Origin of the sequence: Pseudocitrobacter vendiensis, assembly GCF_943590815.1 — a bacterium.
In the GTDB taxonomy this organism is placed as follows: Bacteria; Pseudomonadota; Gammaproteobacteria; order Enterobacterales; family Enterobacteriaceae; genus Pseudocitrobacter; species Pseudocitrobacter vendiensis.
The window spans coordinates 53,870-66,670 of the sequence record NZ_CALSBS010000018.1 but is presented as its reverse complement, the minus strand read 5'-3'; the positions used below and the strand labels follow the sequence as shown (position 1 = coordinate 66,670).

19 protein-coding genes are annotated in these 12,801 nt (G+C 53.8%); all 19 read left to right on the top strand.

Going from position 1 to position 12,801, the window contains the following annotated elements; all coding sequences use genetic code 11:
* Nucleotides 1-89: 89 nt before the first annotated feature.
* The 19 genes from NMC31_RS17650 to NMC31_RS17565 are packed head-to-tail and all read left to right on the top strand — an operon-like array spanning nucleotide 90 to nucleotide 12,799.
* Nucleotides 90-542 (top strand): head completion/stabilization protein, encoded by a 453-nt coding sequence (locus tag NMC31_RS17650; protein ID WP_253898665.1) that lies wholly within the window; start codon nucleotides 90-92, stop codon nucleotides 540-542.
* Nucleotides 539-1,021 (top strand): phage tail protein, encoded by a 483-nt coding sequence (locus NMC31_RS17645; RefSeq protein WP_253898664.1) that lies wholly within the window; start codon nucleotides 539-541, stop codon nucleotides 1,019-1,021. The genes NMC31_RS17650 and NMC31_RS17645 overlap by 4 nt, the downstream gene beginning before the upstream one ends.
* Complete coding sequence (locus NMC31_RS17640; RefSeq protein WP_253898663.1) at nucleotides 1,018-1,722, top strand: hypothetical protein; 705 nt, start codon at nucleotides 1,018-1,020, stop codon at nucleotides 1,720-1,722. Before NMC31_RS17645 ends, NMC31_RS17640 begins: the two co-directional genes overlap by 4 nt.
* Nucleotides 1,719-2,846: a DUF2586 domain-containing protein gene (locus NMC31_RS17635; protein ID WP_253898662.1), complete on the top strand. Its 1,128-nt coding sequence runs from the start codon at nucleotides 1,719-1,721 to the stop codon at nucleotides 2,844-2,846. The genes NMC31_RS17640 and NMC31_RS17635 overlap by 4 nt, the downstream gene beginning before the upstream one ends.
* The gene (locus NMC31_RS17630) at nucleotides 2,843-3,298 is read left to right on the top strand and encodes a phage protein (protein ID WP_148244191.1); all 456 of its coding nucleotides are present in this window, start codon (nucleotides 2,843-2,845) and stop codon (nucleotides 3,296-3,298) included. The genes NMC31_RS17635 and NMC31_RS17630 overlap by 4 nt, the downstream gene beginning before the upstream one ends.
* A 9-nt stretch (nucleotides 3,299-3,307) precedes the next feature.
* Nucleotides 3,308-3,604 (top strand): phage holin family protein, encoded by a 297-nt coding sequence (locus tag NMC31_RS17625; protein WP_253898661.1) that lies wholly within the window; start codon nucleotides 3,308-3,310, stop codon nucleotides 3,602-3,604.
* Nucleotides 3,601-3,942, top strand: a complete 342-nt coding sequence (locus NMC31_RS17620) for a M15 family metallopeptidase (RefSeq protein WP_253898660.1) — start codon at nucleotides 3,601-3,603, stop codon at nucleotides 3,940-3,942. The genes NMC31_RS17625 and NMC31_RS17620 overlap by 4 nt, the downstream gene beginning before the upstream one ends.
* Nucleotides 3,942-4,271 (top strand): hypothetical protein, encoded by a 330-nt coding sequence (locus NMC31_RS17615; RefSeq protein ID WP_253898659.1) that lies wholly within the window; start codon nucleotides 3,942-3,944, stop codon nucleotides 4,269-4,271. Before NMC31_RS17620 ends, NMC31_RS17615 begins: the two co-directional genes overlap by 1 nt.
* Entirely contained in the window at nucleotides 4,243-4,431 is a 189-nt protein-coding gene (locus NMC31_RS17610) for a hypothetical protein (protein WP_253898658.1), read from the top strand. Before NMC31_RS17615 ends, NMC31_RS17610 begins: the two co-directional genes overlap by 29 nt.
* Complete coding sequence (locus NMC31_RS17605) at nucleotides 4,418-4,675, top strand: putative phage tail assembly chaperone (protein ID WP_202560984.1); 258 nt, start codon at nucleotides 4,418-4,420, stop codon at nucleotides 4,673-4,675. Before NMC31_RS17610 ends, NMC31_RS17605 begins: the two co-directional genes overlap by 14 nt.
* Nucleotides 4,676-4,725: 50 nt before the next feature.
* Nucleotides 4,726-4,866: a DUF6890 family protein gene (locus NMC31_RS26300; RefSeq protein WP_436650616.1), complete on the top strand. Its 141-nt coding sequence runs from the start codon at nucleotides 4,726-4,728 to the stop codon at nucleotides 4,864-4,866.
* A complete protein-coding gene (locus NMC31_RS17600) occupies nucleotides 4,863-6,899 on the top strand; it encodes a phage tail tape measure protein (RefSeq protein ID WP_253898657.1) in 2,037 nt (678 codons plus the stop codon). Before NMC31_RS26300 ends, NMC31_RS17600 begins: the two co-directional genes overlap by 4 nt.
* Nucleotides 6,899-7,228: a DUF2590 family protein gene (locus tag NMC31_RS17595; protein WP_253898656.1), complete on the top strand. Its 330-nt coding sequence runs from the start codon at nucleotides 6,899-6,901 to the stop codon at nucleotides 7,226-7,228. Before NMC31_RS17600 ends, NMC31_RS17595 begins: the two co-directional genes overlap by 1 nt.
* Nucleotides 7,225-8,409, top strand: coding sequence for a baseplate J/gp47 family protein (locus NMC31_RS17590; protein WP_253898655.1), 1,185 nt, complete (start codon nucleotides 7,225-7,227; stop codon nucleotides 8,407-8,409). Before NMC31_RS17595 ends, NMC31_RS17590 begins: the two co-directional genes overlap by 4 nt.
* Nucleotides 8,402-8,998, top strand: coding sequence for a hypothetical protein (locus NMC31_RS17585; protein WP_253898654.1), 597 nt, complete (start codon nucleotides 8,402-8,404; stop codon nucleotides 8,996-8,998). Before NMC31_RS17590 ends, NMC31_RS17585 begins: the two co-directional genes overlap by 8 nt.
* A gap of 5 nt (nucleotides 8,999-9,003) precedes the next feature.
* Nucleotides 9,004-11,040 (top strand): phage tail protein, encoded by a 2,037-nt coding sequence (locus NMC31_RS17580; RefSeq protein ID WP_253898653.1) that lies wholly within the window; start codon nucleotides 9,004-9,006, stop codon nucleotides 11,038-11,040.
* 14 nt (nucleotides 11,041-11,054) lie between these two features.
* Entirely contained in the window at nucleotides 11,055-11,561 is a 507-nt protein-coding gene (locus NMC31_RS17575) for a tail fiber assembly protein (RefSeq protein ID WP_253898652.1), read from the top strand.
* On the top strand, nucleotides 11,551-12,276 hold the full coding sequence (locus tag NMC31_RS17570) for a hypothetical protein (RefSeq protein WP_253898651.1): 726 nt from the start codon (nucleotides 11,551-11,553) through the stop codon (nucleotides 12,274-12,276). The genes NMC31_RS17575 and NMC31_RS17570 overlap by 11 nt, the downstream gene beginning before the upstream one ends.
* Nucleotides 12,248-12,799 (top strand): baseplate complex protein, encoded by a 552-nt coding sequence (locus NMC31_RS17565; protein WP_253898650.1) that lies wholly within the window; start codon nucleotides 12,248-12,250, stop codon nucleotides 12,797-12,799. Before NMC31_RS17570 ends, NMC31_RS17565 begins: the two co-directional genes overlap by 29 nt.
* The last annotated feature ends 2 nt before the right edge of the window (nucleotides 12,800-12,801 follow it).

Genomic DNA, 12,801 nt, shown 5'->3' with positions numbered 1-12,801 from the left:
ACCGACCCGAAAGCGGGCGCGGTGGAGGGGATCGCATAAGCGTATCGCCCGTGGAAACCGGCCAGCCCGCTTTTTTCCGGAGAAACAGGATGTTCAGCGGAACCTCTATTGATTTTGATGACGCCATTCTGACGAATGACGGCTTCTGGCCAGACCTCAGCGTGAGGGATTTTCAGTCCCAGCGCACCATTCCGGCCGATATCGACGCAGCCACCATTCGCCAGGCGCTGCTGACCGCAGCCGGCGAAATCAATGACGATCTCGTTAAGGTCGCCGCGAAATATCAGGACGATGGCCACACGAGCGCGGAGAACGTGCCAGGAGTGGAAATCGACGGCGAAAATCTGCTGTGCGCCCGCTACCGCAAGGCGGTGTATGCCCGCGCCAAAGCTGACCTGATGGGGGAATTTGCTTCTGTTGGGCGGCGTGAGAGCCATCCGGGGCAGGAGAGTGACGAAACCCGCTCCAGCCTGATTGCCGAATCCACACTGACAGTACGGCGTATCAAGGGGCTGAAACGTATTACGGTGGCCATGATATGAGCCAGCTGAAGCAACTGACCGATTTTCTCATTGCAAACATGCCGAAGCGTGCCATGCAGGGTTTTGACAGCCAGATGGACGAAATCACGTTCATTCCGGCACAGCGGGATAACGGGCTGGGGCAGTATCGCCTTGCCATCATCCGCTATAACGCCGTCCTGACGTGGGAGCGTTATCCCTACCGTGAGTACGATCCCAAAATCCTGATGGCGCTGTTTATGTCATGGCTGACGCAGGATGAGCGGGGACTGCTGGAGGAAACCGGCATTGACAGCGAGCTGCCGGAGTTCGATATCGAAACCATCGACCAGGAGACGGCCATCATGGTGGTGACGCTCCCGATGGCGGAAGAACTGAATATGATCCCCGACCCCAAAGGTGAAATCCCCTTCGATGGTCAGCGCTGGCGACTGGCTGAGCCGGACATCTGGACGGCAGAGGAAGTGACGATTATCCCGCTGACTGAGGGGCAGCAATGATTCAGGGAGAGCTGAATCAGGAGCAGTTCCGGCAGCTTCAGGCAGCGCTGGCCAGCCTGGAGCTACCGCCGCCGAAGCGCCGTCGCCTGTTGTGGCGAATGGCTAAATATGGCGTAGAGGCTGCGTCTAAGCGCAATGTGCGTAATCAGCAGTCACCGGAAGGGGGGAAGTGGCCGGCAAGGCAGACGCGGCGTAAGGGCAAGATGCTGCGCAACATGCCAAAACTTATCCGCATCCGGGAGATGCCGGAAACCGAGTCCGTCAGGCTCTACCTTGCCGGCGGTCATTACCGCAACGCAAAAGGGAAACTCTCTGCCGGCGTCGTGGGATATGTGCAGCAAAACGGGATGAGCGTCACCGTCAACCGTAAGCAGGTGGCAGGCCGTGAGCAGGGGGATAAGCCTGCCTCACTGCGACAGGCGAAGCGCCTGCGCAAAGCCGGGTACAAAGTCAGGCGCGGTAAGCGCTGGCGTAAACCCGGTTATAAGGAAATACAGGAAAAAATGACCGCCCGTCAGGCTGGTCTGCTTATCCGGACACTGGAGGATAAGCCGGTCAAAACCTCCTGGCAGATTGATTTACCTGCCAGGGCGTTTCTGGGGATTGGTCAGGACGATTTTAACAAAGCGCTGGCGCGACAGCTTCAGGCTGTCGGGTTCGGTCTGGATGTTAACGCGCAGGATATCAGGGGGAGAGCATGACCTGGCCAAACGTAACCGTTAATCAGGTAAACCAGCTGCTTGGCGAAACCAACGAGGTGGAGCGCACGCTGCTGTTTATCGGTACCGGTAAAACAAATGTAGGGAAGACGCTGGCCGTCAACGCGCAGAGCGATTTTGACTCGCTCCTGGGCGAAGACGACAGCCCGTTAAAGAACGATGTACTGGCCGCGCTGGCTAATGCCGGCCAGAACTGGTGGGGATTTGTCCACGTGCTGGCCGCAGACAGCGAGCCGGATGCCTGGGTGGCGGCGGTAAAAGCGGCGCAGGTGTCCTGTTCGGTGGAAGGTGTTGTGCTGTCGGATGATGTTTCCGCTAAAGCCACCATTAACCAGGCGGCAACGCTGCGATCGGAACTGACGGCGAAATATGGCCGCTGGGTCTGGTTCATTCTGGCAGTACAGGGGATGCAGGATGAGGAGGCGCAGGCCGACTATCTGACCCGCCTGTCCACGCTTCAGGAAGGTATTGCCGAGAAATCTGTACAGCTGGTTCCCCGTCTCTGGGGTAACGAACCGGGCGTTCTTGCCGGCCGTCTGTGTAACCGTGCTGTCACTATTGCCGACAGCCCGGCTAGGGTGAAGACCGGGGCGCTGCTGAGCATGGGGAGCGATGAGCTGCCGAAGGATGGTACTGGCGCGGTACTGGAACTGGCCACGCTTCAGGCACTGGAAGCACAGCGCTACAGCGTGCCGATGTGGTATCCGGACTATGACGGTTACTACTGGTCTGACGGCCGTACGCTGGACGTTGAGGGTGGAGATTATCAGTCCATTGAAACGCTGCGTATTGTGGATAAAGCCGCGCGTCGTGTGCGTTTGCTGGCCATCGGCAAGATTGCCGACCGTTCGCTAAACAGTACACCGGGCAGCATTGCCGCACACCAGACGCTGTTTGCGCGTCCGCTGCGCGAAATGTCCACAGCGGCGAACATTAACGGCGTGTCCTTCCCCGGCGAAGTGAAGCCGCCACAGGACGGCGATATCACGATCGTCTGGAAGACCAAAAAGGCGGTGGATATTTACATGGTGGTGCGTACGTATGAAGTACCGCTGCAAATCACGATCAGCCTGTTGCTGGATGCCAGCCTGGAGACAAATTCATGACCAGACGTATTTCGGGCATGTCCTTCGACTTCTATATGGATGGCGAACTGGTACATGCGGAGAAAATTTCGCTCGATATCACCGACAACACCGCAGCAGCGCAGACGCGCGGCGTGCCGGATGGCTGGGTGGATGGTGATGTGTCCGCCGAAGGTGAGCTGGAACTGGCCACTAAGGCGCTGGCCTCCATCAAAGCCCGCGCACAATCTGCCGGGTCATGGCGCGGCATTCCTGAGCTGGATTTTCTCTTCTATGCCAAAGCCGGCAACGAAGAAACCAAAGTTGAGGCGTTCGGCTGCAAGCTGCTGCTGAACAACCTTCTGGATCTCGATCCCAAAGGCGGAGCGCTGTCCACGCGAAAAATTAAGTTTCTCGTGACCAGCCCTAAATTTATCAACATTGACGGCATTCCGTATCTGGAAGCGGAAGCCACGGAAAACCTGATTGGATAAGAGGCAGGGATGCAGGATTACGAAAAGGGATTTATTGCGCTGGCCATCATGGGCGCGTTGATTGCGCTGGGAAAGATGCTGAACAGCGATGAGCCGATTACCGTTCGCTTACTGGCTGGCCGTCTGATTGTCGGCAGTGCATTGTCACTGCTGGCCGGCGTGGCGCTGTATGTGGTACCGGATATTCATCCGCTGGCGCTGGTCGGCATTGGGTCGGGGCTGGGTATTCTGGGGTTGAATGGGGTGGAAGCCTGGCTGCGTAAAAAAGGAATTGGCGGTTTTTTGAACAAAGGGACAGGGAAATGACACTGAGCGAAAAACAGCAGCTTTTCACCGTGATGGTGGCAAATCTGATCCAGTGGTCTGAATCACACGGCTACCGCCTGACGTTCGGTGAAGCGTACCGCACGCCGGAGCAGGCTGCGCTGAACGCGAAAAAAGGCAGTGGTATCACCAACAGCCTGCATACACAGCGTCTGGCCGTGGACTTCAATTTGTTCATTAACGGCCAGTACCAGACCGACAGCACGGCATATCTGCCGCTGGGCGAGTACTGGGAGTCACTGGGCGGAACGTGGGGCGGTCGCTTCAAATCCCGTCCGGACGGTAATCACTTCAGCCTGGAACACAACGGGGTTCGCTGATGAGCCGTATCACGGTGATTATCGTTCCGCTGGCGCTGTCTTTTCTGTTGGGCTGGAAAGTGGCGCTCTGGCAGCGGGACAGTATCGACCTGACTATCCGGAATACCGCCGCCGCCACGGGCAAAGAGCTGGCAGGTATCGCCAGCTCATCCAGTCGCCAGCTGGAAGGTAAGCTGGAGGCGTTGAAGGAGGCACAACCGCGTGAAATTCGTACCGAAGTGGTTAAGCCGGTGTTTACCAATGTGTGCATGTCTGCTGATTTTGTCCGCATGTACAACGAGGCCGCAGCCGGCACCGAACGTGCGTTATCAGGAAAATCTGCTGACTAAATGCACCACGCAGCTGCCGCGCCTGAAAGGTACCCAGGGTAAAGACGCGGCGGAAATTTTAACAATTTACCCTGAACTGTATGGCCAGTGTGCCGCACGGCATAACCAGCTTGTTGATGAAATTAATTTAAGAGAGAGCGTTATTTATGGAAAAGATTAATCTTACTGTTTGTGGTCAGGATATTACCTTTGAGCCTAATCAGACGGCTTATAACAAGTTCATTAATGAAATGGCGATGGATAATAAAGTCGTGCCGGCGCACAATTATCTGACGCGTATTGTGGCGACAGAAAGCAAAGAAGCACTGGCCGATATTTTGAAACGTCCGGGCGCTGCACTTCAGCTCGCAGGTAAGGTTAACGAACTTTACGCGCCAGAACTGGAAATTGAAGTAAAAAACTAACCCGACGAGTCCAGGCTATTGAAGAGAATGGGCTCGAACAATATCTGATATTGCGTCGTTATTATCTCCCGAACGGGGAAGATACCGTGGATGATATTTCCGCTGCTGTCTGGCTGGATAATCGCCACTGGGAATATATGCGCGTTGCAGTGGCTAACGGAATTAGCACGGCATTTAAAGGCACGGAATGAAACAATTAGATTTTACATTAAGCCTGATTGATAAACTGACCCGCCCGTTAAAACAGGCGCAGGGCAGCGTGTCCGGCTTTGCGGAAAAATCAAAAAATGCCTTTAAGCAGATTGGTGCCGGTTCTCTGGCCATGTGGGGTGTTGCTCAGGCCATTCAGGGGGCATTGTCGCCGGCCATCGAGATGTATGACGCGCTGAACGATGCCGCCGCGAAAGGGATTGATGATACCTCGATGAAGACCGTGCAGCGTGATGCGCTGCGCTTCAGCATGACCTACGGTGCCAGTGCCGTGGAGTTCGTGAAGTCAACGGAAGACATTAACGCCTCTATTGCCGGCCTGAGCAATACCGAGCTGCCAAAGGTGACGAAAGTCGCGAATACGCTGGCGTTTGCCATGAAATCCACCGCTGCCGAAACCACGGAATTTATGGGGCAGATGTTCGGCAACTTTTCCTCTGAGGCGGCGAGGCTGGGGAAAGTCCCGTTTGCCGAGCAGCTGGCGGGCAAGATGGTGTACATGCGCAAAACCTTCGGTACTGAGATGGGAACTATCAAAGACCTGATGGAAGGTGCGCGAGGCGTCGGGACTAACTACGGCGTCGGGATGGACGAACAGCTTGCGGTGCTGGGGCAGCTGCAACGCACGCTGGGAACGGAGGCCAGCAGCGCCTACGAGGGCTTTATGACCGGCGCGATTGATGGCGCTAAAAAGCTCGGACTTTCGTTTACCGACGTGAACGGCAAAATGCTGTCCATGCCGGATATGTTAACTAAGCTCCAGAACAAATACGGCAAAAGTCTGGATGGCAACCTGAAAGCTCAGGCCGAGCTGGATGCCGCCTTTGGCGACAGTTCCGCCGTGGTCAAGCAGCTGTATGGCAATGTTGCCTTACTGCAACGCAATATCACCGAGCTGGGCGGTGCTGACGGACTGAAGCGCACGCAGGAAATGGCGGCAAAAATGGTGAAGCCGTGGGATCGCTTTGTGCAAATCCTGAAAGCCATTCAGACGGTGATTGGCCTGACGTTAATCCCCGTGCTGTATCCGGTGCTGAACCGGCTGGCCGACATGGGGCAGACCTTTGCCCGCTGGATGCAGATGTTTCCCAATATCGCGCGCGTTATCGGGTATGCCACGCTGGCATTGCTGGGCTTTGCTGCCGTGGGCGCAAGCGCCAATATCGTGATGGGGGTCTCTAAATTCATTATTATGGGGCTGACCGGCGTATGGCGCTTGCTGGTCGCTGTCGTGAAGTCATACACCCTTGTTATCTGGCTGGCACAGAAAGCCGTTCTGGCCTGGAACATTGTGCTGAAGACTCTGCGTGGCGTCCTGCTGGCGGTGCGCATGGCCGCGATGCTGGCCGGTATCAGTATCAACCTAATGAGCTGGCCGGTGCTGCTGGTCATAGCGGCCATTGCGGCGCTGGTCGTGGGCTGTTACCTGCTGGTTAAGCACTGGGGCGCTATTAAATCTGCCGTCATGGACAGCACTGCCTTTAAGGCTGCTGCGGAGGTCGTGAAATGGCTGGCGGGCGTGTTCAGTTCAGCCTGGGATTCGATTGTCGCCGGCTGGAACAGCTTTATCGCGCTGCTCACCGGTTTTTCTCCGTCAAAAGCGTTAAGCGGTATGGCCAGCGGTATTGTGACGATGTTTGACAATATCTGGCAGACCATAAAAGGCGGGTTCCTGAAGTCCTGGAACTGGATAGTCGGGAAGCTCAATAAAATACCCGGTGTGGATATTAAGCTATCACCTGTCGTTACCCCCGAAAACAATAAAACAGCGGGCGGGGTAATGCCGCCAGTGATGCAGAATAATTTTGCAAATAATACTCAGCAGTCACTGACAACTAACACCCTCTCAACCGGGGGGCAACTAAAAGGTGTTGACCGGGGCGGTATCAGCAGCACTATCAGTAAGAATTCAAAAGCTGTAACGGATAACAGTAAGACGATTGGTGAAGTGCATTTCCATACTAAAGAGGCACTTTCACCGGCTCAGCTAATGGAATGGCAGGAGCTTAATTAATGAGTGATGTGCTTTATATCGACCTGCTTATTGAGGGGCGTAATTTTGTGCTTAATACAGGTAGCGAACCTGAATTATGCAATAACCGCAAAAGTATCGGGCAGGATGTTGTGCATTCAATCATCGAAAGCGGGCTGGCCACGCAGCTTATTGCCGAACGCAGCCCGACCTTACGCGCAGATATTTTTACCCGGCTGGAACTGCTTGTTGAAAGCGACGATCGCATTGTGCCGGGTACGGTGGAAATCAGCGAGGAAAACGCAAAACGGCTGTGGGTGACAGCCGGTACGTATGACTTTGGCAGCATTACATATCAGGTGAATCTATGACGGAAAAGCCGCAGGTTGATTTTGAAGATGTGGTAAAAGCCAGCGGGATGCCGACCACGGAAGACGAGGTACGCAGCCGGTTTAATATCGTTGTGGCCGATGAAGGGATGATTACCAATACGTCCCGAATGTCACCATTCTGGCGTCTGATTTCGGCGATTGTGACCGCGCCGGTGATGTGGCTGAAAGATGCGCTGATAGCTGTGGTGCTGCCTGGTATGTTTGTGGCCACGGCTACCGGTCAGATGTTGCGCCTGCTGGCATGGGCGGTAAATGTTACGCCGAAGCCGGCCAGCGCTGCCGAGGGTGTAATCCGATTCTTCAAAGAGGATGTTAAGCAGGCTGTGACGGTGAAAACCGGCACGGTAGTACAGACGGAGCGTATCAACGGGAAAGTCTATGCCTTATCGACTGTTGCGGATGTGACGATCCCTTCCGGTACGGCCAGCGCTCTGCTGGCGGTAAAAGCGACGGGTACGGGCGGTGCATACAACCTTGCGCCGGGATATTACCGTATTCTGCCTGTGGCGGCGGACGGTATCAGCCACGTCGCCAGTGAAGAAAACTGGCTGACGGTGCCGGGTGCCGACGAGGAGAGCGACGACGAGCTGCGCGAACGCTGCCGCAATCAGTTCAACCTGGTGGGGAATTACCATACCGACGCGGTTTATCGTTCGATGATTGCCGGCGTGGCCGGCCTGAGTATCGACAGGATTTTTTTTGAGCATGACGCACCGCGCGGCCCCGGTACCGCCAATGCGTATTTACTGCTGGATAGCGGGGTCGCGTCAGACCCGTTTATTGATGCCGTCAATGACTATATCAATACCCAGGGTCATCACGGACACGGTGATGATATGCAGTGCTTTGCCATGCCAGAAACCCGTCACGATCTGGTTGTCACGGTCTGGGTTAAAAATCTGAGCAACCTGGAACAGGAGCAGCGCGACAGCCTGCAAGCGGGGGTTGAAAACCTTATCCGCTGCGCTTTTCGTGAAAATACGGACTATGACGTGAAGAAGACGTGGCCATACTCGCGTTTTTCCTTCTCACAGCTGGGGCGGGAGATCCATAAGACGTTCCCGGACACGGATTCGCTGGAATTTTCACTGAAAGATATCACCAGTGAGCTCAGCGTACCGCGACTTAACGCGCTGACGGTGGAACTGAAAGATGAATGATTTTCTGAAAAAACTGGCCAGCATGGTGCTGCCGTCCTGGATGGATAAAGGCGAGCCGCAAAAACTCCTTAAAGCGGCGCAGACCTTCTGGGCGGAGGTTTACAACTGGATTACGTGGCCATTGCGCCAGTTTGACCCGCTGACCTGCAACGAATCTATACTGGGTCTCATCGCATGGGACAGGGATATCAGCCGTTTTAACGGCGAACCGCTAAGCCTTTTTCGCCGGCGTGTTGCTTTCGCTTTTGTGAATGCGGCTGATGCCGGATCCGTTGAGGGATTTATCAATATCTTTGACCGGCTGGGGATTGGGTATGTTGAGTTAATGGAGCGCCAGCCGGGTATTGACTGGGACGTGATACTGGTTCGCGTCACCGACAGCCAGATATCGGATAACACCGAGATGATGATCCAGATTATCCGGCAGTATGGCCGCACATGCCGACGCTACCAGTTTGAGGTTATCACCTCTGAAAATTTATCCATCCGTGCAGGATGGGATCAGGGTGAATATGTGGTTTATCCGGCGAAGATTGCCGGCGCGGAAACCAGCAGCGCGACATTCAGCGCGAGCTTACAGGGAGAGTAGTTATTATGTCACAGACCGCTATCACGCTGGCGTTTGAGCAGTGGAAAGCGCAGCAGGCTGCAACGGGTGAATCTGTTCTGCTTGATGAGTTCGTTTTTGCACTGGTGCCGGGGCTTGACCCGGATTTGCCTGTCGATCGTAGTGAAACGCTGCCACCTGCTGCGCAAATTGTTCACCGCGAATCAGTCACCCGTAAAGGGGTGGTAAATGAAAATGCTGTGGTGCATTCCGCTGTACTGGGCGCGGATGTGGGCGATTTCTCCTTCAACTGGATCGGGCTGACGAATAAGGCCAGCGGTACGCTGGCAATGATTGTTCATGCGCCGGAGCAGCAGAAATTAAAGACGAAAGAAGGGCAGCAGGGTAACGTTCTGACCCGTTCTTTCCTGATGGAGTTTGCTGGCGCACAGGCCGAAACGGCTATTAACACCCCGGCTGAGACCTGGCAGATTGATTTCACGGCACGTATGGCGGGGATGGATGAACGTCAGCGTCTTGAGAATATTGATATCTATGGTGCGGGAGCATTTTTTGATAATGGTTATCTGGTGGCTAAAAGTGGCGATCAGTACTTTGTTACTAAGGGGACGGGGTATGTTGCAGGGCTGCGTTCCGTGCTGGCAGCTAACCAAAATATCACTGTAACCACGAAACCGGTCAAAGTCTGGCTGGATGTGTGTTGGTCAGGCGCACTGACTAGCGTCTGGGCGGTGCAGAGCAAAGTGACTGTGGCCGCTAACCTGGTGGACTACGAGCAGAGCGGCGTGAAACATTATGTTTTTGCACTGGCCAGCATTGATGCCAACGGGAATATCACGGATTTGAGACCAAAAGGTACTCTTGATAACCAGCAGGCAAATAGTAGCTACCTGGTAAAGAGTAAAAACCTGTCAGACCTGGCTGATTCTGCAAAATCCAGAGATAATCTTGGTTTAGGCTCCGGGGCAACCGCTAATATTGTCACGTCCTTAACAGATGCTACGCCTAAACGCATTCCTGTTGTTGGCTGGATGGGACTGGGTGCGACCGCAGATACAGCAGCAGGGACGATGGGGTCGATAACCGTTACTCAGTTTGATTATTTTGACCCTGCTGATAACGTCGGAGCATTTCCCGGTGAATGGTCAGGCGGATTGTCTTTTGCCAACTCAGGCGCGACAGGCTGGCAAATGGTTGGATTATCACGTGGGGCCGTACCACGATTTAGATTTCGAACAAAAGCTAACGCCTCGGCATTTAGCGGATGGGTCGAAATGTATCATACCGGGAATAAACCATCCGCCAGTGATACTGGTGCACTTGCAATCGCGAATAATCTCTCGGATGTTGCTAGTACATCGGCATCGCGCAATAACCTGGGGCTAAAAAGCGCAGCGGTGCTGGATGTAGGAACGACAGCTGGCACTGTGGCTGCTGGTAATGATTCACGTATCGTCAATGCTTTGCAAAAAAGCAATAATTTGTCGGATTTAACCAACACTGCTACGGCCAGGAATAATCTTGGATTGGGGAGCGCTGCTACTTATGCTGCGGGTAAATCATCTGGTCAGATACCCGCGATGGAAACTGCGGGATTAGGTGGCTGGGGGCTTGGTGTTAACTCTGATAACGGTGTTACAGGGACACCAAATGCTGTTGGTGTAAACCGATTTGCGTGGTTTTTACCTTCTGAAAACTCAGGGCCATATGCGGGGGCATGGACAGTAGGGGCATGCTTTGGTTCGTCTGGTGTATTTGGCTGGCAATTAATGGGGAAATCCAACACGGATACTCCAGCCGTAGCTGTGCGTTCGCGAACAGCATCCGGAGGTGGGTTTACACCGTGGTATCCGGTCGTGCTGGGCATGCGGTGCGGTGCTGTTTCTCAGATGGCAACCAGCAATGTATCGACTGGTCAGATAAAAACGTATGACGTACCGGAAGGGCATTTTTTATCTGGTATCGTCCAGTCCAGTAATAACCAGTATATAACCGTTAACGCGATTCGCTATCGACCAGTTCAGCAGTTGGTTAATGGTTCATGGATTACACTGGCGTCATAACAGGAATATAAATAATGAGATTAAATAATTTTCAACGCTATTACCCTGAGAATAACAGCGGTGTGCCAATTGCCTATCTGCAATCTGACAGCGGTGCAGACTGGTATGATTCACAAAAATTATTTTCTGATGATACATGGAAAATAGTGTTTGATTCTGATGGCGTGATTGTCTCGTTTAGTAACGATATTTCCATGTTATTTCCTGTTGGAATGTCAGTTGCTGAGGTTGATGATATTCCTGATGGAGTCGATATTAATGGTGGATGGATGTTTGATGGGGAGTTTATAACACCAGTACCAGAGGGGGCTGATACTGCGGCTCAAAGAAAAACTGCACTAATGTCTGTCGCAACGGCTGTTATTGCGCCGTTACAGGATGCTGACGATATGGATATAGCCACAGATGAGGAAAGGGAAGCACTGCTGCTCTGGAAAAAATACCGTGTTCTTTTAAGCAGAGTTGATGTAAGCAAAGCCCCGAATATTAAATGGCCGGAAGTACCCGAAAATGTGGCGTGAAGCAAACCTGGTGTTTAATGACAGCGTAACGGCTATCAATTGTACGGTTGTGCCGGCGCATCCGTGGATATACGGACTGGGGCAGCAGACAGAGAATGGTGCATATCTCAGCCCGGTTAACGCCATTTCTTACCTGGCTGAAAAGCTGGCCGGGACGGGTGGAAACGCGGATGTGGTCATTATGATGGTTGCTGGTCAGACGCATGACAGTTTCATAAACAGTCTTAATCAGTTGGTTGATGTTTTTCCAGCGCCGGCGTTCACTCAGGTAAAGCGCCTGGCGCTTTCTGCGGCAGAACTGGTGATGGAAAAGATGCAAATTCCGGCAAAGTACAGCGCCGGGCTGGCTGATGTGCTTCCACTGTCAGTACCAACCAGTCGAACAGTTCTTGCCGCAGCGGCAGTCAGGAAAGCACAGGAAGAAGCGGCCGCAATGGTTGATGTCGGGGCGCTTAAGAAGCAACTCGACGACTTTACCCGTCTGCGCGATGGTCTGCTGAGCGATATTGCCGGTGGACTGGCTGATTTACAGGGGAAAAGCGCCAGAGCCTGGGTATTCACTGCCAGCGGTGATTTGGGTACCACATTGCTGGATCTGGTAAAAGGCATCCCGTTGCAATCGGCGGTTTACTCTGCGGCCATGATGCTGACTGGCGATAATCTCGATGGCATAAAAGGAATGATACATGACCTCGAATCCGACGCTGGCGCTTAACGGAGAAGCGATCCAGCTGAAAAACATGCGTGTAACGATAACGCAGCAGTTTCAGGACAAAGACCAGTCCGGACAGACCAGCTCTACCACGAAGTCCGAGCAGGGCATGAAAGGTAAAGAGCTGCGCGTATCAGGCGAAGTCCCTTTCAAGAATAAAGAGATATTGCGCCGCATCTTTGAGCTGGCCAGCGCTACAGATGCCAGCGGCCAGCGTCAGAAATACCGCGTCGCCCATGAGCAGGCGCGTGCTGTCAATTTTCGTGAAGCCACCTTCACCGGCACGCTGGATGCCCCGCAGCAGGACGGGAAAATGTCATGGCTGGTGACATTTACGCTGACCGAACATATCAGTGTTCAGGAAAAGCGTGAGGCGAGGGCAAGCAGTAAAGTGTCAGCGAAAAAGCAGGGAAACTCTTCCAGTGGCGCCCCCGGTGGGGCAGGTCAGTCCGCTGATGAAGATGATGAGAAAATGACGTGGTTTGAACGCAAAGTCCTGAAACCCGTTAACGATGCACTGGGGTAAGG